Source organism: Actinoplanes sp. TFC3, from assembly GCF_001553785.1.
In the GTDB taxonomy this organism is placed as follows: domain Bacteria; phylum Actinomycetota; class Actinomycetes; order Mycobacteriales; family Micromonosporaceae; genus Actinoplanes.
The window spans coordinates 5,364,622-5,386,878 of sequence record NZ_LOJP01000001.1 but is presented as its reverse complement, the minus strand read 5'-3'; the positions used below and the strand labels follow the sequence as shown (position 1 = coordinate 5,386,878).

The following is a 22,257-nucleotide window of genomic DNA, read 5'->3' as shown; positions in this document are numbered from 1 at the left end:
TGCCCAGCCCGGCCCGGGGCAACAATGAAACCCATGGGGATCGAGACATGGGTACGCAACGGGCTGCGCGCCGTCGGTCTCGGCTGGGCCGGGATTGCGCTGTCGGTGCTCAACCTGCCGCTGCTCGTGCTCTGGATCGTTGCTCTGGCTTTGACCCCGGCGGCCGGCATCGGCATGGTCGCGTTGCCCTTCGCCACCTCACTCGTGCGCGCTCGCGCCGACCTGGCCCGGCGGCTCGCCGCGGGTTGGTGCGTGACGATCGAGCGTCCTTATGCGCCGCGCCCGAAGGGATCCCTGCCCGTCGGCTGGCGCCGCTACAAGTGGATTCTGACCGACCCGGCGACCTGGCGCGACCTGGCCTGGCTGCTACCCGGCGCGATCATCGGTATCGCGCTGGGCGCGGTGTCGATCGCCATTCCGCTGTACGGTCTCGAAGGCGTCACCCTCCTGCCGCTGTGGCTCTATCTCGGCGTGGACTGGTACGGCTACGGACTTTTCTGGCCGATCGGAAGTTTCAGCCAAGGAGTGCTTTCCTTCCCGCAAGGTGTCCTGTTCCTGATGACCGGCCTGATCGCGGCACCCCAACTGCGCAGGGTGGAAGCGCTGTTCGCCTGGACACTTCTGGCACCTACGAAGAACGCCCAGCTACGGTTGCGCGTCGCCCAGCTGACCGAGACGCGCTCGGACACCGTGGACGCGCAAGCCGCCGAGTTACGCCGCATCGAGCGTGACCTGCACGACGGCGCGCAGGCTCGCCTGGTGTCGCTGGGCATGACCATCGGCCTGGCTGAGGAGCTACTCGACCGGGATCCGGAGATGGTCCGGAAACTGCTGGCAGAGGCGCGAGAGACGAGCGGGTCGGCGTTGGTGGAGCTGCGCGACCTGGTGCGAGGCATTCATCCGCCGGTGCTGGCCGAACGAGGCCTCGACGGTGCCGTCCGGGCGCTGGCGCTCAGCCTGCCGATGCCCATCAGCGTGGACATCGAGCTGCCGGGCCGCCCGGAAACCCCCGTGGAGTCGGCGGCGTACTTCGCGACCGCTGAGGCGTTGACCAACGTTGTGCGGCACAGCGGCGCCAACACGGCTGCGGTGTCCATCCGGCACACCGACGCCTTGCTGACTATGGTGATTCTCGATGACGGTCGTGGAGGCGCGGACCCCTCAGCGGGGACCGGGCTGAGTGGTGTGAGACGTCGCCTCGCCGTATTTGATGGGACGATGTCGCTGTCCTCGCCGCCGGGCGGACCGACAGTTGTCACCATGGAGCTACCGTGCGCGTTGTCATCGCCGAAGACCTCGCCCTTCTCCGGGACGGGTTGACCCGCCTGTTGGAGGCGTTCGACTTCGGGGTCGTCGAGGCAGTGGGCAACGGCCCGGCATTGCTACCGGCGCTGCTGAAACACCGGCCGGACGTGGCCGTAGTCGACGTACGGCTGCCCCCGACGTTCACCGACGAAGGCCTGCAAGCCGCGATCGATGCCCGCACCGAGGTTCCAGGCCTGCCGGTGCTGGTGCTTTCCCAACATGTCGAGCCTCTGTACGCTCGCGAGCTGCTGACCGGCTCCGGTGGCGGAGTGGGCTACCTGCTCAAGGACCGCGTCGCCAATGTGGCCCAGTTCGTGGACGCAGTCAGACGCGTGGCAGACGGCGGCACAGCCATGGACCCCGAAGTAGTGTCCCAGCTCCTGGCCCGCCGCGAACCCTTGGCAGCGCTCACCGCCCGCGAACGCGAAGTGCTGGCCGAAATGGCCGAGGGCCGCTCCAACGGCGCAATCGCCGCCAAGCTCTTCATCACCGAAAAGGCAATCAGCAAGCACATCACCAACATCTTCACCAAGCTCGCCATGCCACCATCCGACGACGACAACCGCCGGGTGCTCGCCGTGCTCGCTTACTTGAACGCATGACGGCAGAGGCGCAAACGCTTTGCAGTGGCGCGCTTGTGATCGGCGCTTGAGTGGCGGAAGGCGGAACGGCGTTCGGCGGGGGTCGCCCGGCCAGCCTCAGTGACTCGAGGTGGAGAGCGGGCAGCATTTGAAGCGCGGCCAGCGGTCGGGGAGCGGCCAGCGGTCGGGGAGCGGCCAGCGGTCGACCCTGGCTCAAGTGGGGCGGCCCTGGGGCTTGTTGGGTTCGGTGAGCAGGAGTTGGGCCACCCAAGCCAGACGTTGAGCTGCGTCGCGGATGTGCCGGGGGCGGGCGGGTTCGCGCAGGGGGACGAAGGCGAAGAGTTCGTTGTCCAGGAGCGTCCAGGTCGGAACTGTGCCGTCGATGTGCACGATGCGCAGGACCTGGCCGATTCGCTCGGGAGCTTCGGCGCCCAGCACGGTAAAGCGGTCCTGGAACTCTTTGCCGGCAGCCTGTCCGCGTAGGTGTACGGCCATCGGTGGCAGCGGGCGGGGAAGGGATACGCAGGCGAATACGCCGGCACCGTCAGCCTTGCCGGTCATGCGGACCAGCGACGTACTCGACCACGAGAGTTCGCCGGCTCGGACCGGCAGGCCGTCTACCCAGCCCGACCAGGCGGACAGCACCGTGATGGGGCCATGGTCCGGAACGAGGTCGACGTTTCCGGGAGCCATTGCGGGCAGGGACTTCTCCCAGGGCCAAGGACCGTCAGTGCCGACGCGCTGCCAGTCCGTCCAGGCCTCGATCTCGCGCCGGGCGCGGCGAGCACGCAACCAGGTCCACGCCGAGGCGACAGCAGCCGCCACAGCGACGGCCGCTGCTACTGCAAGCCAGATGTGCGGCGTCTCGTCGAACATCACATCGAGGTTGGATGCGACGTTGGACAGGCAGCACGAAATCACCACGAGCCCCGCGATGCCAGCGACGACCCACGCCTTGTTTTGCCACCAGCTTCCCTTCTCCGCCAAGGTCAGCGCTTCCAGCTCAACGTCGCCACGCGGCCCTGCTCACCGGAAGCCCAGCAGGCACCGCTGACGCATTGCACCGCGTCGAAGCTGCCGGCGGTGAACTTCAACCACGTGCGCCCGCCGGTGTAGGAGATGTCACTGCCTGTAGGGCCGACTGCCAACGCCGTGGAGGCGCCAATCCAGGCTGCGCCCGACCGGTACTCGCCCGGCTCGGTGCGGGCAGGTGTCCAGGTTCGGCCGCCGTCGTGGGATGTCGCTGCCGCGTCCGGGGCGGCCTCCGGCGTGGCGTAGTCGCCGCCGACTGCAAGGCCGTGCCGAGGATCGCGGAAGGCCAGGCTGTAGATGCCCGCGCTCGGACCGCTGGGGATGGCAGTGCCGGTGACGGTCCAGGACCGGCCCGCATTGACCGTACGGAAAACACGAGCTTCTTCTCCGCCGCCCGTGGCGAACCAAGCCTGGCCGGAGCCATGGTGGTCGGCAGTGACGAGGCACGTGCCGCTGGCGGCGAACGCGAACTCGCCGGTCAATGCGTCCGGCATTCCGGCGGCGGGCTGCACCGCCCAGCTGCGGCCGCCATCCGACGTGGCGAGAATGCGAAATTTGCCGCCGACCGGATCGGACAACGCCAAGCCGTGGCGGCGGTCGAGGAAGGTGACGCAGTCGTAGAACGCTGCCGGATCGGTGTTGCGGAACGTTTCCGTCCAGGTGCGGCCGCCGTTGGCCGTGGCATAGAGCCGGGACTGTTCGCCCTCGCCGATCGTCAGCGCCACTGCGTGGTCGGCGTCGAAGGCTTCGATGTCGCGGAACTGCAATTCGGCTGCGCCCGGCGGGCCGACTCGCTGCCAGGAACGCGCGCCATCGACCGTACGGAGAATGGTGCCTTCGGATCCGGCCACCCACGCGACCTTTGCGCTGACCGGGGCGAGCCCACGGAACCTGGCCGTGACGCCCGTGTCCGAGAGTTGCCACGACGGCGCTGGGGTATGTGCGGTGAAGCCGCCTGTCGCGGCGACGATGACAAGGCCGATAGCAGCCATGGATGTCTTTCGAAGCGCCGTCATGGTCGAGAACCTACCTCAGCTGTACGACCGAAGCGCGCACGCTGGTAACACGAGCAACGCAGGATAGGGGCCATGCACACCGCACCACACGAACTTGCCGTCACCGTGGCAATCACCCGTCGAGCAGATCCGTCACGTAACGCGGAGATGCTCGCCTGGGTCCGCGCCGGCGCAGCTCTGGCCGAGCACTTTCCGGGCTTCCTCGGGGTCGGCTGGATGCGCCCGCAGCTGGGCTCGATCGATTGGCACATGCTGTACCGCTTCGCCGATGCGGCTGCCCTGCACTCCTGGGAGGAGTCAGCACAACGGCAGTGGTGGCTGTCCTCGGCGCAGGGCATGGTCGAGCACACCCGCGTCGAACGACGCACCGGTATCGAGGGGTGGTTCGACCCGCCACGCGAGCACTCGATCGACGACCTGACCGTCGCCCCGGCGCCTCCACCACGCTGGAAGCAGGCGGTGACGATCTGGATCGGCTTCTTCCCGCTCAGCCTGCTCGCGGCGGTAACCATCGGCTCTCTCCTGGCGGACGTCAACGTCGTCGTGCGTACCCTGGCCACCACGATCTGCCTCACTCCCTTGATGACCTATCTGGTTCTGCCCCGGGTCACCCAGGCCCTGCAGTGGTGGCTGCATGGTGAGCGGCCGCCGTGGCGGAAGTAGTGGCCTGGAGCGCTTCGAGGAACCATTCGAGCGCCGGCCCCAACGGTTCCGACTCGGTCCATCCGTTGATCACCGACAGATGGTGCAGGTAGCGCTCCCGTCGAGGATCCTTCGCCGCCTCCAACCTGCTGATCAGCCGCTGCTGCAGTTCGTCTCCCGGCTCGAGCCCGCAAACGTCGCCGTAGTCCGCCAGCACCATGGACACGACCTGGGCCGCCTGGGGCGAGGCTGGAGGCGCGTACATCACCGGACTGGCCATGTCGCGCACGGTAGCCACAACGTCCCGCCGGAGACGCCCTCGCTGGTCGGCGGCGTGCTGTGCGGCGAGGCGGCTCAGGGAGCCGCGGAAATCGGGGTCCCGGGCGAGCTGGGCCCATTCGACCCACGCGTCGACCTGCTCGGCGGTGGGGGCGTCGGGAAGCTCAGGGGTCAGCGAGCGAGCGATTCCGTCGAAGGCCGGGTGCTCGCTGTGGTCACCGAAGACGGAGTCGAGAAACTCGTCGGCCAGGCGCCGTCGCTCATCTGTGGAGAAGGCGGTCACCTCCGACAACAGACGCGCTGATCCGCGCTGAGCGACCGCCAGCAGCGCCGCTCTCCGGAACCGTAGTGTCTTTATCTGCACGGACAGCGCCTCCGCATGGGCGGCGGCAACGTCGGCAAGAGCTAGCTCCCGATCCACGACCTGACGGATCGTGGGCAGGTTCAAGCCGAGCTCGCGCAATGTCCGGATCAAGTCGAGCCGGGCGACGGCCTCCGCGTCATAGCGTCGGTAACCAGCGGGGGTGCGCTCAGCAACAGGCACCAGTCCCCGGTCGGAATAGAACCTGATGGCCCTGACCGTCATTCCTGTTCGCTGCGCCAGCTCGCCGATTGGGATGTTCATGGGTGTCACCCTGCACCCTGCCCTTAGGGGAGACACAAATCCGATTTCCGGATTTGACCCTCGACCAAGTCGAGGCTCCACGGTGACGAGGTGCGCAGATTCGGATGGTGGCTCGGTGCAGCCACGCTGTCATCAACAGGTACGCAGGTGATGGGCTTCGCCATGGCCTGGTCAGCGGCTGGCTGGGGCGGAGCCTGGGCTGGTCTGGTGCTCACCGCCATCGTGGTGCCACGCGGGCTCCTGCTACTGGTCGGTGGCGCGGTAGCGGACCGCATCGGCGCCTGGCAGGTCATGATCGCAGCCGACGTGGCGATGGCCGGGGTGACCCTGTCCCTTGCGCTGGTCGCGTGGCGGATCACGGACCATCCCGCGGTGCTGGTGGCGGCGGCACTGGTCATCGGCATCGCCGATGCGTTCTACCTGCCGTCGACCGGGTCCATGCCTCGTCGGCTGGTGACGCCGGCGCACCTTACCCGGGCAGCATCGGCTCGTCAGCTGGCCGGTCAGCTGGCAGCTTTCGCCGGTCCGGCGCTGGGCGGTGTGCTGGTCTCGGCTGACGGTCTCCCTCTGGCAGCCGTCATCAACGCTGCAACCTTCGTGGGCATGGCCGCAGTTCTCCTGCTGATCAGGCCTCGGTCATCAATAGTGGCTCCGGAGGCTCGAAGACGTCAGCGCGTGCGCCTCGCCTCAGCTTTGGTATCACAGCGGGCAAGTTTCTCAATGCAAGATGCATCGATGCTGAAGGAGAAGGCGGAGGGGCAGGGGCAGGGGAGGTCCTCGGCAGAGGTAGAGGAGAAATCTTCTGAGGGAAGACGGGAAATCCGAGATGGCTTGCGAGTGGCGTTCTCGGACCTGGTGATGCGGCGAGCCCTCCTGCTGACCGCTGTAGCCGCGTTCTTTCTGCTCCCGGTCACCAGCTCGCTGATCCCGATCCTTGCCCACCAGCGCCACTGGCCGGCCACTGAAGCTGGGCTGATTGCGGGCATGATTGCCCTCGTCTCGGCGTTCATCGCGCTACTCGTCCTGAAAACCGGTAAACGCCCGAATCTGACCCACGGTCTCCTTCTAGCGGCTGCCGGCGCACTCGGCCTCGGCCTGGCCCGGCATCCCTTTCCGGCCATTGCCGCCGCCGTGATCATCGGTGCAGGGGTGGGGATGTTCGCCACCGGCATCGCTCCGCTTCTGCTGGCCCGGGCACCTGAAACCCATCTCGCTCGCATGCAAGCAATCGTGGTGTGGGTTCAGAGCGTTCCTCTTCTGCTTGCTCACACGGTGCTCGGGTCGCTGACCGATGTTGTCGGTGCTGGGGCCGTGCTCGTGGGATGTGCCGTACTGCTGACCATCTCGATCTTCACGGTTGGACCGGTGTAAGGGCTGTTTCCTTCAGATCGGCTCGGGTGCGCCCGATGGTGGCGGTGAGGAGGGTATCCATGCGGCTGCGTAATTGGATCGCCGTGGTCGTCAGCGTTCTGCTGCTGGTGGCTGTCGGCATCGTCGGCGTGCTCGTCAACCGGTCCGCGCTGCGGGCCGCTGACACGGTGCACCGTGCCGACACGCAGGCACTTGCGGTGAACAACGCCACCCTGGCCGGGTCCCTGCAACTGCTGTGGGCCAAGGAGCTGGCGGCGTATGCCGGAAGCTACCCTTTCAACCTCGGCGCCGGGAACGCCGGTGACTCCGCCGCCCTCACTGACTTCGTGCGCAAGTCCGACGTGTTCTCGTACGGGGCGGCCATCACGACCCCGGCCGGTTCGCCGCTGAACGCGACCACGGTGAACGCGCTGCCGCCTGCCTCCGATGCCGGCTACCAGACCATGAGCAGCACCGGATTTTCCGGCGTGATGCTGGTGCCGAGCAGCGACGGCAAGCCGGTCGGCGTGCAGGCCGTCGCGGTTCCTGTTCGCGTCAACGGCGCCACTGCCGCTGTGCTCGTGGGATACACCGAGCTGGCCAGCACGACCCTGCAGGCATACACCGCCAAGCTGAAAAGTTCCGCGCACGTCACCTTGCTGGTCGACAGCAGCGGCGTGGTCGGCTTCAGCAGCGACGCCAACGCCATCGGCACGGTGATCGACCCTCAGATCAGCGCGGCCATCCGGGCGCGAGCTTCGGGGCCCACGTTCGTCGAGTACAAGTCCGAGGGCGTCGACCGGATCGCCAGCGTGGTGAGCGGGGACGTGCTGCCGGGTGGCTGGGCGTACGTGCGCACGCAGACCATGGCCTCGTTTGACGGCGCGGTGCACAGCCGCAGCCAGACCATCAACGTCACGCTGCTCGCGATGCTGCTGATCGGCGCGGTGGGCATCTCCATCCTCGGGTACCGCACTCAGGTGCAGCGCCGTCAGGCCGACGAACGGTTCCAGGCGCTGTTCCAGCACGCCCCCGACATGGTGGCGGTGCTCGACGGTGACGGCCGGGTGGCGTTCTCCAGCCCGAGCGCGGCGAGCGTGCTGCACTTCCCGGCCGGGTCGCTGCAGGGCAGCAACGTCTTCGAGCTGGTGCATCCCGACGACCGGGCGCAGATGGTTGCGGTCTTCGAGGACCTCAAAACCAAGCACGCCGGTGTCATGCGCCTGCAGACCCGCATTCTCAACGCCGGCGGGGTGGCGACGTGGTTCGAGTTCACCGCGTCGAATCAGATGCACAACCCGGCGCTCAACGGCATCGTCATCAACGCCCGCGACATCTCGGATAACCGAGCCTTCCAGGAACGGTTGACGTACGAGGCGCAGCACGACGCCCTGACCGGTCTACCCAACCGCCGCCGCCTGCAGGACGCCCTCGACTCCTCACTTCGGCGCGACTCGGTGGCAGTCCTGTTCGTCGACCTCGACGGCTTCAAGCCGGTGAACGACGCGTACGGCCACGAGGCCGGCGACGAACTGCTGCGTCAGGTAGCTGCCCGGCTCAGTTCCTGCGTCCGCGAGCAAGACGTGCTCGCCCGCGTCGGCGGTGACGAGTTCGTGGTCCTCATGCCAGGCATCGTCGCCCCCGACGACGCCGAGTCCATGAGCGGCCGCGTCCGGCACGCCCTGAGCCGTCCGTTCCCGGTGCTCGGCCACGAGGTCACCATCGGTGCCAGCGTCGGCATACACCTGGCCGCCCCGGCCGACGACCCCGACGCAGCCCTGCGCGCCGCCGACCACGCCATGTACGCCGTCAAGCGCCGCGGCGGCGAGAAGCGACACCTTGAACCGGTCAGGACCGGCAGGCACCGCGCTGCGGACTGAGACCCGCCGGGTGCCTCGAAAGCCATGACGCACGGAAGGGCGAAGGCGCACGATGCTGAGCGAGGTGCGCGGTGGGTGGAGGCGCGCGGTGGGGTGGAGGTGCGCGGTGGGGAGGAGGCGCGCGGCGGACAAAGCACACCTGGGGGCGTGTTTGCCACTACGTTGTGATCCATGGCCACTAAGCCGCCGGCTGCTGAGGTTGAGGCGGGGGGGGTCACGGTTCGGGTTTCTCATCCGGATCGGGTGTACTTTCCCGAGCTCGGCCTGACCAAGTTGGACCTTGCGAAGTATTACCTGAGCGTGGGCGATGGGATTGTTCGCGCGTTGCGGGAGCGGCCTTGCATGCTGCATCGGTTTCCCGAGGGGCTGGCCGGTGACAAGGTGCATCAGAAGCGGGTGCCGCATGGGGCTCCGCCGTGGTTGGAGACTGTCCGGATCAAGTTTCCGCGGTACAACCGGTATGCCGATGAATTGTGTGTGACCAAGATCGGCGACGTTGTTTGGGCCGTTCAGATGTCGACTGTTGAGTTTCATCCGTGGAATTCCCGGCGAGCTGATACCGAAAAGCCGGATGAGTGGCGGATCGACCTCGATCCTATGCCGGAATGCGATTTCGCTACGGTTCGGCGGGTTGCTCAGGTGGCTCACGAGGTGCTCGATGAGCTGGGCATCACCGGTTATCCGAAGACCTCAGGCGGCCGGGGTCTGCACATCTACGTCCGGGTCAAGCCCGACCATGGCTTTTCGGACGTACGGCGGGCCGCCCTGGCATTTGCTCGTGAGGTTGAGCGGCGGGCCCCCGATGATGTGACGACGACCTGGTGGCGGCGGGACCGGGATCCGCGGGCATTATTCGTCGACTATAACCAGAATGCGCGCGATCACACCATTGCCAGTGCTTATTCGGTACGTGGAAATCAGCGCGGCACCGTCTCAGCACCCATTTCATGGAAAGAGGTGGACGACGCCGAGCCGGACGATTTCACCATTCTCACGATGCCTGCGCGATTCGCCGAGCTGGGTGATCTGCACGCGGGTATTGACAATTCAGAATACGATCTGCAGCCCCTGCTCGCCTGGGCCGAGCGCGACGAGAAGGACGGGCTGGAGGGTCCCGCCGACGCCGGCTCCGACTGACGCTGGGCGGGAAGACCGGACCGGAGGTTGACTGAGGGAACCGCTGGGCGGCTGAGCCCGGTTGACGCCGACGATCAAGCCACCCGCAGGGAAACCCAGGCGGCGGTGTCCACTTGATGCCATGGCGAGATGGCGGCAGGGGTTGGAAACACCGGGGTGAACATCGGGACTCGATGATGCGTGCAGCGAAGCAACGCAAGAAGGAGTCCCCATGTTCGGTCGTCTGCTCCTCGGCGTCCTGCTCGGTGTTACGGGCACAGCCACGGCCGTGGCTGGTCCGGCTGCCGCGCGGGAACCACAACTTCACGCTCGGCAACCACAACCTCAGCAGAGCACGCTCACCCTCGTCACCGGTGACATCGTCAATCTGACTCAGGCCGCGCCCGGGCGGTACGCCGCCACCGTCACTCCGGCCGCGGGGCGGGAGCGCATCAGCTTTCATACCTTTGAGACCGACGGCGGGTTGCGGGTGGTGCCGGCTGATGCGGTGCCTCTGATCGAGTCCGGGCGGGTGGATGCCGATCTGTTCAATGTGCAGCGCCTGGTTGCCGACGGGTATGGCGACGCGGACTCCGCCTCGCTGCCGCTGATCGTTCAGGGGGCTGCCTCAGGCCTGCGGACTACGGGGGAGGTGCTGAGCAGCATCGGTGCTACGGCGGTCAAACCCGGCAAGACTTCCCTCGCCGGTTTCTGGCAGCAGCAAACAGCCGCAATCCGCCAGCAGCAAGCAGCCGCAGAACGAACAGCGCAGCAGCCGGCCAAACACCAACGACAGCCGCAGGAAGGCACCCGGATCTTCCTCGACGCGAAGGTCAAGCCGGCTCTCGACCGCAGCACCGCCCAGATCGGTGCCCCCACCGCCTGGCAGCGCGGTTTCACCGGCAAAGGCGTCAAGGTCGCCGTGCTCGACACCGGCGTCGACGCCGCGCATCCCGACCTGGCCGGCCGGATCTCCGGCACCGCGAACTTCAGCAGCAGCCCCGATGCCGTGGACAGGTTCGGGCACGGCACGCATGTGGCATCGACCGTGGCGGGGTCCGGGGCGGCGTCCGGGGGTAGCCGCAAGGGCGTTGCCTATGGCGCCGACCTGCTCATCGGCAAGGTGCTCGGGGATGACGGTACCGGCTACGAGTCCGAGATCATCGCGGGTATGCAGTGGGCCGCCGAGCAGGGTGCCAAGGTTGTCAACGTCAGTCTCGGCGGGGAGGCGACCGATGGGCTTGATCCGATGAGCCTTGCCGTTGATGATCTCAGCGAGTCAACCGGCATGCTGTTCGTCATCGCCGCCGGTAATGAGGGCGCGGATTCCACGGTGGGCACGCCCGGTGCCGCCGCCGATGCTCTCACGGTGGGCGCCGTGGATCGGCAGGACCAGCTTGCGCCCTTCTCCAGCCGGGGCCCGCGCGTGGGCAACCTGGGTCTCAAGCCCGAGATCACCGCGCCGGGCGTCGACATCGTGGCGGCTCGCGCGGCTGGGACCAGCATGGGGGAGCCGCTGGATGCCTTCTACACCGCGGCCTCGGGCACGTCGATGGCGACGCCGCATGTGGCCGGGGCTGCCGCGATTCTCGCGCAAGAACACCCCGACTGGTCCGGGCAGCGGATCAAGGAAGCGCTGGTGAGCACGGCCAGGACCACACCCGGATCCGACGTGTACGCCCAAGGCGCCGGCCGCGTCGACGTGGCTCGCGCGGTCACGCAGCCGGTCACGGGGACGCCGATCGCCGACTACGGACAACACAAGACCGGCGATCCGAGTCAAGCCAAGACCCTCACGTACACGAACGACGGCGCAGCACCGGTGACGCTGAACCTGCAGAAGCCTGCGGCGGTGCAGCTCAGCGCGTCCACGATCACCGTTCCTGCGAACGGCTCGGCCACCGTCTCGGCGACGGTGGCGTTCGGTGGGCTCAAGCCGGGCAAATTCAGTGGCTGGATCACCGCAGCCGCCCCGGGCATCACCGTCACCACCGCGGTCGGCGCGGTCGTCACGGGGCCGACCCACAAGGTCACCGTCAAGGCCGTGGACCGTTCGGGACGACCCACCGGGGTTCCGGTGCTCAACCTGCGCGGCGATGACAGCCGGTTCGACACCCTCAGCTGGCTGGGCTCCGAGGGCAACACCTACGAGCTGCAGGAGGGTGCTTACTTCTTGGACGCGCTCGTCGAGGACAACACCCCGGACCGCGAGCAGGCCACGTTCGTAACGATCCCGGAGCTGAAGGTCGACCACGACATCACCGTGCTGGTCGATGCGCGCCGGGGCAACCCGATCCGGATCGTGACGCCGCGCCCGGCCGAGCAGCAGAACGTGATCAGCTACTACGTGCACCGCGTCACCGGCACCGGACGCAGCATCTCGCACGGTGTCATGCATTTCAGCACCATCAAGCAGGTCAACGTGACGCCGACGAAGAAGGTCGCCGAGGGCTCCTTCGAGTTCTCGTCGCGCTGGCAGCTCGTGGCGCCTATGGTGCAGCTGAAGGTTCCCGGCGTCGGTGCGGCACTCACCTCGTACCTGATGAATCTGTCTCCGGTCTTTGCCGGCACGCGGCGTTATCCGTTGGTGAAGTGGGGTGCCGGGGATGTGCGGGGCAAGGCGGTGCTCATTGCGCCGACCGATGCGGACGAGTCTGCCCAGATCGCTGCCGCGGGTAAGGCCGGAGCGGCTGTCGCGCTGCTGGTGCGCCCGGCTGGGTGGTCGGCGTGGACGGTGTGGAACCCGCAGGCCGGGGCCGCCGACCGGTACCCGGTGGTCGGTCTCACCGTCGCGCATGACGACGGCGAGCGGCTGCTGAGCAAGGCGCCCTCGATGCTGGACCTCACGCTGACGACCTCCAGCCCCTTCCTTTACGACGTGCAGCAGGTGTCCTCCGGCCGCATTCCCGATCGCATCGTCCACCACGTCACGGCGGGTAACAGCCAGCGCATCACGTCGCGCTACGCACACAACGGCGGTCTGGATTGGGTACGCGAGCAGCGCTTCACCTGGCGACCCTGGCAGACGTTCGCGTGGAACGACACGTCACGGCCGGTGAAGACGCCATCGGCACGCGAGGAGTGGGTGTCGGCCGGGGATTCGTTGTGGCAGCACGAGGTGGCCCATGTCTACCCGTCGAACACCATGGGACAGCTGCAGGACGGCTTCTTCGGGCCGGTGACCAGCTACCGCCCCGGCCGCAGCGCCGAGACGTGGGTGGGTCCGGTGGTGCGACCGTCGAACCGTGGTTCGTATCGGGCCGGCGACGTGCTGCATCTGCAGGTGCCGGAGTTCGTGGACGGCGACGGGCACTACCAGACCGCGGTGGGCGGGGACCGGGTTTCGGCCGCGTTGTGGCGCGACGGCAAGCTGATCGGGGAATTCCCCAGCGGCGAGCAGAACGTGACAACCACGCCGGGCATGGCGAGCTACCGGTTCAAGGTGAGCACGGCGCGCAGCAACGAGGACTGGATCTACGGCACCCACACGGACACCGAGTGGACGTTCACGTCGAACGGCGAGGGCAAGCTGCCGCTGCTGGGGGTGGATTACGACGTACGGCCGTACGGGCTGAATCTGTCCTTCACGGCCAAGCTGAAATCCCGCAGAGCCGAGATCTCCACCGATGACGGCCGGTCGTGGAAGCCTGCAGTACTCGCCGGCTCGACCGTCTTGGTGCCGCCGGGGCGCACCCCGGTGTCCATCCGGGTGACCGCCCAGGACACCGCGGGTAACACTCTCCAGCAAACGGTGATCCGGGCCTACGGGCGGGGCTGAGCGAGCCAGCCGCGACGGGCCGCCTGAAACGCCAGGCCGGTGCGGGTGTCCACGCCGGCCAGGTCCATCAGGCGGTCCAGCCGGCGCTGCACGGTTCGCTTGCTCACTCCCAGGTGGGTGGCGATCGACTTGTCCGGCATGCCCGAGACGAACAGTGACAACAGCAGCACCTCGGACTGCTGCAGATCCGCGCGCGACGCCTCGGCCACCAGCGGCGTCGCGCGCTCCCAATAGCTCTCGAAAAGCGCCACCATGGCGTCAAGCAACTCGCTCGACCGGATGAGCGCGGCCGTGGGTTCCCCCAGCCCACGAGATTCATCCGGTACGAGCGGGCAAATGGCCAGCGACCGGTCGGCGATCGCCAGGCGCACCGGCAGCTCCGGCAACGTCCGGGCCTCCTCGCCGTGCGCCACCGAGTCGAGGATGCTCTCCAACTCGCCGGGCAATTCCAGCAGCTCCCGCTCGTAGATGGCGCGGTAGCTCACCCCCCGATCCAGCGCCGAACCCTCCTCGGCATTCTCCGGACCGGCCATCGCCAGCGGGTTCGCCCGGCAGAACCAGAGGATCTCCCCGCGCGCCGAGTCCTGCATCTCGCGCAGCCGCTGGCGCAGCGCCGTGGCGCCCACCACGATCTCCACCAGATGCTCCGAGCTGCGCCGCCGGGTGTGGCTGCGGTAGTCCTCGCTCAGCGCAGCCACCGTACGCCGTTCGTTCTCCAGAGCCTGTTGCCGTCGCAGCAGTACGTCGCCAAGTGCCACATCCGGCGGCAGCGGGTGGAACACCGGCCCCGGACCGGCCAATCCCTTGGCCCGCAACCCTTCCAGCGCCGTCGCCGCCTCGCCGGCCGACATCGCGTCGTGCGCGGCGAGATCCTCGGGTTGGGCGCCGCCGAGGCGAACGAGCAACCGGTATGCGTGCTGCTCAGTCGCCGACAGCAGGCCCAGATCAGGCTCCATGGCAGCCACTGTACGAACCCCCCGCTCCGCGCGGATAGTCACGAGCCCCGGCACCGGCTCCCCGAACCGCCTGCTCTGCGCCAGCGCTCTTTAACCCGAACGGGTTACCTCGCGTGCTCACCGGACCGGGAGATCTTGCAGGTCACACGGGGTTTCCCGGGTCCGGTGGGGTGCTCGGGCGGTAGCCGCGCACGGACGGGCGGTGACAGCATGTGTCGATGCCCGCACAGCCGCAGTCCTGGTTCGAGCCCAGCGGCTCGTCCCCCGTGCACCGGCGCTTCCAGCTACCCGACCGCCCGCAGCAGCGCCGGGTCTCCGAATGGGCGGCGGCCCGCTGCGACGAGATAGCCGGGGACGTTGCGCGCGGCGGGCTGTGGCGCTTCACCGAGGTGGTCGCGGCCATCCTGTTCCCCGGCTTGGGGATCGCGGTCGCCGCGGCGCAGCGGGCGGCCAAGTGGGGGCCACAGCTCGTCGGGCTCAACGACGAGCGGGGCAGCGACGTCAAGATCGGGGTGGTGGGCTCGGAGCATCTGGGGCTGTGGACGGTGTTCCGGACCCGGCTCGGGCAGTCCGATCCCGGCCCCCGCCCGGCATGGTGCGCCGACCTGCCGGTCTCGCCGCTCGGCCCGGAGGGCGTACGCCGCGACGCCCGGATGATCTCGGGTCTCGAGGACGTCAAACCCGCCGACGTGTCCGCTCTGCTGCTGATCCCGCCGGCGGCCGGCGCCGACACCCGCGTGATGGCCCGCCTCGACGTGCACACCCGCGCGGGCATCCTCGCGGTCGACCCGGGAGACGGGCTGTGGCAGCGCCGGCTGTACTTCACCGTGGTGGCGGCCTCCACCCTCGGCGCCGGGCATCCCGAGCGCTACCACGTGGCCTGCCCGGTCTGCACCCGCCGCCGGCTCGCCCAGTTCCGAGGCTTCGACGTCTGCTCCGACTGCGGCTGGCTGGACTCCTGAACGCAGCTTCCCAAGAGCCCAAAGGCCGCAGAAGCGCTGAAGAAGCAATGACACGTGCAAATCGTCGGCAGTCAACCCCTGATCTGCGGCGAGCAGAGCGCCCAGCTCCGCCTGATCAACCGAGCCGACGCCCAGCGGGAGAAACGCGGCCGGGTCGGCGCCGTACGCACCGGTGGGCGGGTGGCGCCGGGGGATAGATGCGGCCCAGGCAGTCGAACTTGATCTCGTTGTCGTCCTCGTCCCAGCCGTCCTCCAGGTAGGACTGGTCGCTGAGGTAGTCGTGGTACGCCCGGCCCTCGCGGACGGTCGTCAGGATCGTCTGATAGCTGGCGCCCATCTCTCAGCGAGCCTTGCCGCTGGCCAGCAGCGTGATCGACTTGTCGAGGCGGCGGGCCCGGGTCTCCGCGGTCTTCGCGCCGGTGAGCTGCAGAACATGCCAGCTCTTGTTGCTGTACGACAACGTGTTCCAGAACGGCTCCTGCGGGATGCGGCCCATCCGGTTGGGCCACCACATCCACCGGCCCACGTCGAGGGTGAGCGCGGTGACCAGCACCGAGCGGACCACGGGCGTGTCGAGCAGCACGCCGAAGGCCACCGCGAAGCCGATCTCGGCGTTACTTCACGCGGCTGAGGGTGGTGCCGACCAGCTTCTGCCAGTCGTTGGTGAACTGGGGGTTCGCGCTGGCGCCGGACGTGCCGAGCCGATAGATCGCGTACTGGTCGACAAGGACGACGTTGGCGCGGCTGAGCGCCACGACTGCGGTGTCGGCGGTGGCGGGATGCGCCTTCTCGTACTGCTTGTTGCGCACGGTGACGAAGCCACTCCAGGAGCCCTGTTCCAGTGTGGTGGTTCGCGAAGTCTCGGTGTATGCGGGCTCATCCCGGTCGCCGGTCTTCGCGGGCCGCTGCACACTGGCCGGGCACGCCTCACCGAGCGTGCGTAGCGTGGCGACAGCCGTGTCCGCCGACACCGCATCGTCGTAGATCAACGCGTACTGCGTCAGGCTCTGCGCCCCCTTCGTGCCCTCATCGGACAGCGGCGAAGCAATGACAGACGGTTTCCCCGGTACGACCGCAGCAGCGCTGTCAGCCCCGCAGATGCTCACCAGCTCGGTGGGCGCAGCCGACTCCTGCGGCGCCTTCCAGGTCGGCCCGATCTCGGTGGCCTGCAGCAATGCCGCCCGCATGGTGTCGGCGGTGATCTTGCCGGTGTCCGGTTCGGGCGAGTCGTCGCCGGAGCACCCCGCGAACGAGGCGACGGCGACAACGGCGACAACACTGCGCAGCATCCGGGCACTCACAAGCATCCGGCCATGATGGCAGACGCTTGACTCGAACCGTACGCAATCACCACACAGTGCCGCCGCCGTCACCGCTCGTGTCAGGCCGCCGGTGCCGCGTCCCCCAGCGGCGCAAGCAGCTCCTTGCGACCCTCGAACGCGATCAGCAGCAGGTCGACCAGGCGGAACGTGTGGTCGTCGGGTCGGATCGCCGACGATGCGGCCGTGGGCCTCAGTCACCCTTGACGCGGTTGCGCCCGGCTCGCTTCGCCTCGTACAACCGGCGGTCGGCCAGCACCATGGCGGCCGGAAGATCGCCGGCGGCGGGCACGACGGCCAGGCCGAAACTGATGGTCACGCGCAGACCGGGCTGCAGACCTTCCCACGGGTACGAAGCCACCTGCGCCCGCAAGATCTCACAGCGTGCCCGGGCCTCGCCGGCATCCACCCCGTCCAGGGCAACCATGAACTCCTCGCCGCCCATGCGGGCCACCAGGTCGGTGTCGCGCACGTTGTCGCGCAGTACCGCCGCGATCTGGCGCAGCACCTCATCGCCGACGAAGTGCCCGAACCGGTCGTTCACCCCCTTGAACAGGTCCACGTCGGCCATCGCCACGCTCAGCGAACCGCCGGAGACCAGCATCTCGGGCAACCGGGCCTCGGCGTAGCGCCGGTTGGGCAGCCCGGTCAGCGGGTCCTCGGTGGCCTGACGCTGCCATGCCAGGGTTGCGACTTCCAGCTCGGCGCTGCGCACCTGGGCCAGCTCGGCTTCGAGCCGGGCGTTGTCCAGTTCGAAACGGTGCACGGCCATCCGGGCACGGGCGGCGGCGACGTGGTTGTGGGCGGTGCGTTCCAACGCGTGGAAGGCTTTGTAGTGCAGCAAGGCGGCGGGAAAGTCGGCGACTTGTTCGTACGCGTCGGACAGCTCCCGATGAATTTCCATCATCATCGGGGTCTCCCCGGCGTCGGCGGCCCGGACCAGAGCCTCGAGCAGTCCCTCGATGGCCTTGGCGCACTCGCCGCGCATCAACCGGACATGCGCCTGATGCTGCAGCGCGGCCGACTCCAGCGAGCGGTAGCCGTGAATCACCGCGATGGCCCGCGAATCCTCGATCATCCGGTCGGCACTCTCGAAGTCGCCGTCCAGCGCGCGCAGCATCCCGTAGTTGTCCAGGCAGATCGATTCCCGGTACGGGTGCCGGGCATCCCGGGCAAGCTGCAGAGCCTCATCCACGTACGTCAGCGCGTTGTCCAGCGTCTCCCGCGCCCCCGCGTGGTTGCCGTCGGCGCGCAGCAGCGGAATCTGGTAGACGGCGTTGTCGCCCAGGTTGTTGAGGATGCAGAAGCGAGCCTCGTCATCCATGCCCTCAACGATGGTCAGCGCCTTCATCAGACACGCGGTGCTGCGGTCCCGGTCGCCCATGCTGCCGTGCACCACACCCGTGCGGTTGTGCACCCAGTACAACAGGGTCCGGTCGCCCAGCTTCTGCGCGATCTCGTACGCCCGGGCCAGCGCCTCCAGGGCCTCCTCGTGCATGCCGAGGTCGGTCAGCGGCATCGCCTGCGCGGTGAGCACCTCGCAGATCGCCGGGTCGTCCTGCAGCGTTTCCAGCACCGCGACGGCCTCCCGGCACGCGGTGACCGCGGCCTCTTGCTCACCCAGGCGCAGCAACTGGTTGGCCATGGACCGCAGTGCACGGGCTTCCCCAGCGCCGTCCCCGGCGGACGCGGCGAGCGCAGCGGACTGGCGGGCCAGGGACGACCCGGCGCGGTAGTCGCCGCGCAGCCGCGCCTCTTCCGCCTGGTCGAGCAGGGCGGTGACTTGCACCGCGGCCGCCGTAACCGGGGACCGCGGCGACTCGGCGAGGCTCGTGCCGCTCATGTCGCACACCATCGCCCGGCGTACCCCGAGCCTGAGCGTTTTCGGCCGCATCGATCAGATTCTTGCAGACCGCTGCGGCTGAGGGCGGTTAGCTGCAGCTCAGCAGGCCTGCTCGGGCTTTGGCGGTCAGGACGTGGCGGGCTGCGTCGCTCACCCGGGCGGCAAAGCCGGGTGACTTTTTTGCCTCGGCGATCAGAGCTTCAGCCATCGGTTCGGCGTCCTCAGGCCGGATGGTCAGCGTCAGGTCGCCTCCCGCGGCCACGAAGCGCACCGCTCGTTCGCCCACCGCGACGATGGCTGCTGCGTCGGCTGCGCCCAGGTCGTCGGAGACCACCATGCCCTGGAAGCCCAGTTTGTCGCGCAGCAGGCCGGTGATGATCGGCTTGGAGTAGGCGGCGATTGTTGAGCGGTCGAGGCGGGGGTACCGGGCTGAGGCGATCATGACCGCCGTGGAGCCTGCTTCGATGCCGGCGGCGAAGGGTTCGAGATAGGGATCCGTGGCGCTGGCCTGGGCGTCGACCACGTTGGCGGAGACGTCGGTGTTGGCTCGCACGCGGCCCAGGCCGGGGAAGTGCTTGAGCACCGTGAGCACGCCCTCGTCCTGGAACGCGGGCACGACAGTGGTCATGGCGGCCGCCACCTTCTTGGGGTCCGATCCGTACTGGCGGCGGAACGCTCCGATCGGCGGGTTGGCCAGGCCGAGGTCGTCGGGGACCGTGTCGGCGACGGGGGCCAGGTTGAGCGTGATCCCGATGGTGCTGAGGCCGCGTGCGCTTTGTCGTACCGTATCGCGCAGTTTGTCCGAAGGCCCGTCGCCCAGGCGCTGTGCGGACGGCAGCAGCGGGAAGTCCTTGCCCTTGAGCGTCTGGACGCTGCCGCCCTCTTGATCCAGCGCGACCAGCGGCGGAACCGTGCCCGCCTTGGTGAGCGTGGCGATATCCGCCTTGAGTTCCGCAGCCGGCCTCGTGCTTCGCCCGGCGAGGAAGATCCCACCCAAGTGCAATTGCTTCACGGTACGTCCAAGGCCCAGCGGCGACCCGACCGGCGTACCGATCATCAGTAGCTGCCCGGCTCGCTCCGGCAGCGACATCCCCGCCACCGTGCGGGTCACGCAGTCAACCGCCGACGGGGACGCGCCCGGCACCGGCACAGCGCTGGGGGTGAACGCCTCCGGAGCCGGTGAGGAAGCCCGGGGCGAGCACGCCGCCAGACCCAGCACCATCGTCGCGATCAGCCATCGGGCACGCCTGGGATTCCGCACCGGCCTCACGCTAGCCGGTCCCGCTTCCTCTGGTTCACCTCAGGTTCGGCTCAACCGAGCCGATGGGGCGGGCCTTGTCAGACCTTGAGGAAGGACTCACGGATGCGCCTGCTACCCCGCGCGCTACGCCGGAGCCGATTGGTGCTGGCCGCGGTCGTCCTGACCGCGCTGCCCGTCTCGATTGCCGCCACCCCCGCTCAGGCCGCTACGGCCCTTCCCCACGCCGTCGGTGGCCTGCTGACCACCGGTGGCCGCAAAGTTGCCAGCGCCGGGATCCGCGCCCAGGAGGTGCTGCCCGCCAGCGTCGACCTGCGCGAGTATGCCCCCGCGGTCAGCGACCAGGGGCAGATCGGCGCCTGCGTGGCCTGGAGCATCGGCTACAGCATCATGGGCTACTGGGCGAACCGGACCAACGGCGCCGGCGCCCCGTACGCCCCCCTGTTCCTCTACATGCGCAACGTGGCCAAGGGCGGTGCACCGACGGCCGGGCTGGTTGCCGACTGGGTGCTCGCCAACGCGCAGTCCGCCGGCATCGACACCCAGGACGATTACTGGCAGGGCGCCACGAACTGGCAGGCCGCCCCCACCCAGGCCGAGATCGACAACGCCAAGAACTACCGGGTCAGCGGGTGGACCCGGCTGTTCAACGGGGCCAACCAGGGCTCCGGCGCGCAGACCGCGATCATGCAGGCGCTCGCTTCGGGCACCCCGGTGGCGCTGGGCATGCCGGTGTTCCGGGACTTCATGTACCTGGGCAAGCACAGCCTTTACAGCACCACGACCGGCTCGAACCTGGGCGGGCACATGGTGGCCGTCTACGGCTACGACGCCCAGGGCGTCTTCATCCGCAACTCGTGGGGTCCGAACTGGGGCAACAGCGGCGACGCCCACCTGTCGTGGGGGTTCGTGGCCAAGCAGGCGACCAGCGCGTTCACGGTCAGCGGCATCACCACCCCGGCCGAGCCGGTCGCGATCCCCCCGAGCGTGGCCGCGCTGTCGGTGCTCAAGGCAACCAGCGGCACCCCGGTGACCATCACCGGATCGGGCCTGTCCAGCGCCACCTCGGTCGCGTTCGGTGACACCCCGGCGTCGTTCACGCCAACCGTCACCGGGGGTGTGACAAAGCTGGTGGCCGTGGCCCCGGCGCACGCCGCCGGCATCGTCGACGTCACGGTCGGCAGCGCCGCAGGCACCAGCGCGGTCAGCACGGCCAGCAAGTTCACCTACATCCCGCCCGCCCCGGGGGTCGTGGCGCTGAGCCCGTCGTCCGTCACGGTCCTGGGTGGTCAATCGGTGACGCTGACGGGTACGGACCTCGGCGGCGTCACCAGCGTCAAGATCGGTACGGTCGCCGCGCCGGCCAAGTCGGTGACCGCGACGTCGCTGACGTTCACCACGCCGGGGCGCCCGGTGGGCACCTACCCGGTCACGGTCACCAACACGTACGGCACCAGCAACCCGGCCGGTCAGCTCACCTACGTGCTGCCCCCGGCGCCGGTGATCACCTCGCTGAGCCCGGCGGGCGGTCTGACGTACAAGAGCACCCCGGTGGTCATCACCGGCACCGATTTCGCCGGCGCCACCAAGATGACGCTGGACGGCAAGACGGTCGGCTTCACCAAGGTTTCGGCGACGCAGCTCAAGGCCACGCTCCCGGCGCACGCGGCAGGTTCGGTCAGCCTGGTGCTGACCACGCCGGGTGGCACGAGCACGGGTGGGGATTTCACCTATGCCGCCCCGCCGGTCCCCGAGATCACGACCCTCACGCCGAGCAGCGGAGCCACCAATGTCCGTACGGCCATCGTGGTCACCGGTACCGGCTTCACCGACTCGACCCGGGTGACGGTCGGTGGCGTGGTCACCTCGTACACCAAGGTTTCCGGCACCCAGCTCAAGCTGACCCTGCCGGTGCACGCCGCCGGCTCGGCTGACATTCAGGTCACCACGCCGGGTGGCACATCGGCCGCGGGCTCGTCGTACACCTGGATCGCTCCGCCGCCGCCGGGCATCACCGCGCTGAGCGTGGCCAAGGGCTCCACCAGGACCTCGACCTCGGTCACGATCACCGGCACCGGGTTGGCCGGCGTGACCAAGGCGCTGCTGGGCACCTCGGTCATCGGCTTCACGAAGGTCTCGGACACCCAGCTCAAGGTCGTCATCCCGGCCCGCCCGGCCGGCTCGCTGGACCTCACCCTCGTGGGCCCGGGCGGTACGAGCGAAGCCAGCACCATCACCTTCGCTTAGCCCTTCACGCCGGGCCTGGTCGCCACCGAGCGGCCAGGCCCGATCACCCCTTTGGCGGAGGTCCAGGG

At 68.4% G+C, this 22,257-nt stretch carries 18 protein-coding genes; 9 read left to right on the top strand and 9 right to left on the bottom strand.

The annotated features are described in order from the left end of the window. Nucleotides 1-33: 33 nt before the first annotated feature. Nucleotides 34-1,320, top strand: a complete 1,287-nt coding sequence (locus TFC3_RS24205; RefSeq protein WP_067504173.1) for a sensor histidine kinase — start codon at nt 34-36, stop codon at nt 1,318-1,320. Next, complete coding sequence (locus tag TFC3_RS24200; RefSeq protein WP_067504172.1) at nt 1,272-1,907, top strand: response regulator transcription factor; 636 nt, start codon at nt 1,272-1,274, stop codon at nt 1,905-1,907. The genes TFC3_RS24205 and TFC3_RS24200 overlap by 49 nt, the downstream gene beginning before the upstream one ends. Nucleotides 1,908-2,099: 192 nt before the next feature. On the opposite strand, the gene TFC3_RS24195 is transcribed toward TFC3_RS24200, so the two are convergent. After that, nucleotides 2,100-2,762, bottom strand: a complete 663-nt coding sequence (locus tag TFC3_RS24195; RefSeq protein WP_236718286.1) for a hypothetical protein — start codon at nt 2,760-2,762, stop codon at nt 2,100-2,102. A 113-nt stretch (nt 2,763-2,875) separates the two neighbouring features. Further along, the gene (locus TFC3_RS24190) at nt 2,876-3,769 is read right to left on the bottom strand and encodes an oxidoreductase (protein WP_236718285.1); all 894 of its coding nucleotides are present in this window, start codon (nt 3,767-3,769) and stop codon (nt 2,876-2,878) included. Between the two features lie 237 nt (nt 3,770-4,006). Here TFC3_RS24190 and TFC3_RS24185 point away from each other — a divergent pair, with 237 nt between their 5' ends. After that, entirely contained in the window at nt 4,007-4,597 is a 591-nt protein-coding gene (locus tag TFC3_RS24185) for an antibiotic biosynthesis monooxygenase (protein WP_067504166.1), read from the top strand. Here the strand turns inward: TFC3_RS24185 and TFC3_RS24180 are convergent. Then, a complete protein-coding gene (locus TFC3_RS24180; RefSeq protein WP_067504164.1) occupies nt 4,542-5,480 on the bottom strand; it encodes a MerR family transcriptional regulator in 939 nt (312 codons plus the stop codon). The two genes, TFC3_RS24185 and TFC3_RS24180, sit on opposite strands and share 56 nt — an antisense overlap. Before the next feature lie 90 nt (nt 5,481-5,570). Here TFC3_RS24180 and TFC3_RS24175 point away from each other — a divergent pair, with 90 nt between their 5' ends. The 4 genes from TFC3_RS24175 (at nt 5,571) to TFC3_RS24160 (ending at nt 13,604) form a co-directional block, all read left to right on the top strand. Next, complete coding sequence (locus TFC3_RS24175; RefSeq protein ID WP_067504161.1) at nt 5,571-6,851, top strand: MFS transporter; 1,281 nt, start codon at nt 5,571-5,573, stop codon at nt 6,849-6,851. Between the two features lie 59 nt (nt 6,852-6,910). After that, nucleotides 6,911-8,710: a sensor domain-containing diguanylate cyclase gene (locus TFC3_RS24170; RefSeq protein ID WP_067504158.1), complete on the top strand. Its 1,800-nt coding sequence runs from the start codon at nt 6,911-6,913 to the stop codon at nt 8,708-8,710. Between the two features lie 171 nt (nt 8,711-8,881). Further along, the gene (gene ligD, locus TFC3_RS24165; protein ID WP_067504155.1) at nt 8,882-9,847 is read left to right on the top strand and encodes a non-homologous end-joining DNA ligase; all 966 of its coding nucleotides are present in this window, start codon (nt 8,882-8,884) and stop codon (nt 9,845-9,847) included. Between the two features lie 211 nt (nt 9,848-10,058). Then, on the top strand, nt 10,059-13,604 hold the full coding sequence (locus TFC3_RS24160; RefSeq protein WP_067504152.1) for a S8 family serine peptidase: 3,546 nt from the start codon (nt 10,059-10,061) through the stop codon (nt 13,602-13,604). On the opposite strand, the gene TFC3_RS24155 is transcribed toward TFC3_RS24160, so the two are convergent. After that, nucleotides 13,589-14,560 (bottom strand): helix-turn-helix domain-containing protein, encoded by a 972-nt coding sequence (locus TFC3_RS24155; RefSeq protein ID WP_067504150.1) that lies wholly within the window; start codon nt 14,558-14,560, stop codon nt 13,589-13,591. The genes TFC3_RS24160 and TFC3_RS24155 overlap by 16 nt on opposite strands. 218 nt (nt 14,561-14,778) lie before the next feature. On the opposite strand from TFC3_RS24155, the gene TFC3_RS24150 reads away from it, so the two are divergent. After that, nucleotides 14,779-15,522, top strand: a complete 744-nt coding sequence (locus tag TFC3_RS24150; RefSeq protein ID WP_067504148.1) for a hypothetical protein — start codon at nt 14,779-14,781, stop codon at nt 15,520-15,522. A 115-nt stretch (nt 15,523-15,637) separates the two neighbouring features. Here TFC3_RS24150 and TFC3_RS24145 read toward each other — a convergent pair whose 3' ends face one another. From TFC3_RS24145 to TFC3_RS24125, 5 genes are all read right to left on the bottom strand, one after another. Beyond that, complete coding sequence (locus TFC3_RS24145) at nt 15,638-15,859, bottom strand: hypothetical protein (RefSeq protein WP_067504145.1); 222 nt, start codon at nt 15,857-15,859, stop codon at nt 15,638-15,640. 3 nt (nt 15,860-15,862) lie between these two features. Then, complete coding sequence (locus TFC3_RS40535; protein ID WP_369819688.1) at nt 15,863-16,129, bottom strand: YdeI/OmpD-associated family protein; 267 nt, start codon at nt 16,127-16,129, stop codon at nt 15,863-15,865. 7 nt (nt 16,130-16,136) lie between these two features. Further along, nucleotides 16,137-16,829: a hypothetical protein gene (locus tag TFC3_RS24135; protein ID WP_067504140.1), complete on the bottom strand. Its 693-nt coding sequence runs from the start codon at nt 16,827-16,829 to the stop codon at nt 16,137-16,139. 205 nt (nt 16,830-17,034) lie between these two features. Further along, nucleotides 17,035-18,684, bottom strand: a complete 1,650-nt coding sequence (locus tag TFC3_RS24130) for a tetratricopeptide repeat-containing diguanylate cyclase (protein ID WP_153040361.1) — start codon at nt 18,682-18,684, stop codon at nt 17,035-17,037. Nucleotides 18,685-18,772: 88 nt separating this feature from the next. Beyond that, nucleotides 18,773-19,945, bottom strand: coding sequence for a glycoside hydrolase family 3 N-terminal domain-containing protein (locus TFC3_RS24125; RefSeq protein ID WP_236718284.1), 1,173 nt, complete (start codon nt 19,943-19,945; stop codon nt 18,773-18,775). 102 nt (nt 19,946-20,047) lie between these two features. On the opposite strand from TFC3_RS24125, the gene TFC3_RS24120 reads away from it, so the two are divergent. Next, nucleotides 20,048-22,189: an IPT/TIG domain-containing protein gene (locus tag TFC3_RS24120; RefSeq protein WP_067504133.1), complete on the top strand. Its 2,142-nt coding sequence runs from the start codon at nt 20,048-20,050 to the stop codon at nt 22,187-22,189. Nucleotides 22,190-22,257: the final 68 nt, after the last annotated feature.

Bases quoted from the DNA above. Each gene is read 5' to 3' on its own strand.
- TFC3_RS24205 (WP_067504173.1), top strand. From the start codon at position 34: ATGGGGATCGAGACATGGGTACGCAACGGGCTGCGCGCCGTCGGTCTC.
- TFC3_RS24195 (WP_236718286.1), bottom strand. From the start codon at position 2,762: ATGTTCGACGAGACGCCGCACATCTGGCTTGCAGTAGCAGCGGCCGTC.
- TFC3_RS24130 (WP_153040361.1), bottom strand. From the start codon at position 18,684: ATGAGCGGCACGAGCCTCGCCGAGTCGCCGCGGTCCCCGGTTACGGCG.
- TFC3_RS24180 (WP_067504164.1), bottom strand. From the start codon at position 5,480: ATGAACATCCCAATCGGCGAGCTGGCGCAGCGAACAGGAATGACGGTC.
- TFC3_RS24185 (WP_067504166.1), top strand. From the start codon at position 4,007: ATGCACACCGCACCACACGAACTTGCCGTCACCGTGGCAATCACCCGT.
- TFC3_RS24170 (WP_067504158.1), top strand. From the start codon at position 6,911: ATGCGGCTGCGTAATTGGATCGCCGTGGTCGTCAGCGTTCTGCTGCTG.
- TFC3_RS24120 (WP_067504133.1), top strand. From the start codon at position 20,048: ATGCGCCTGCTACCCCGCGCGCTACGCCGGAGCCGATTGGTGCTGGCC.
- TFC3_RS24145 (WP_067504145.1), bottom strand. From the start codon at position 15,859: ATGGGCGCCAGCTATCAGACGATCCTGACGACCGTCCGCGAGGGCCGG.
- TFC3_RS24135 (WP_067504140.1), bottom strand. From the start codon at position 16,829: ATGCTTGTGAGTGCCCGGATGCTGCGCAGTGTTGTCGCCGTTGTCGCC.
- TFC3_RS24160 (WP_067504152.1), top strand. From the start codon at position 10,059: ATGTTCGGTCGTCTGCTCCTCGGCGTCCTGCTCGGTGTTACGGGCACA.
- ligD (WP_067504155.1), top strand. From the start codon at position 8,882: ATGGCCACTAAGCCGCCGGCTGCTGAGGTTGAGGCGGGGGGGGTCACG.
- TFC3_RS24150 (WP_067504148.1), top strand. From the start codon at position 14,779: ATGCCCGCACAGCCGCAGTCCTGGTTCGAGCCCAGCGGCTCGTCCCCC.
- TFC3_RS24155 (WP_067504150.1), bottom strand. From the start codon at position 14,560: ATGGAGCCTGATCTGGGCCTGCTGTCGGCGACTGAGCAGCACGCATAC.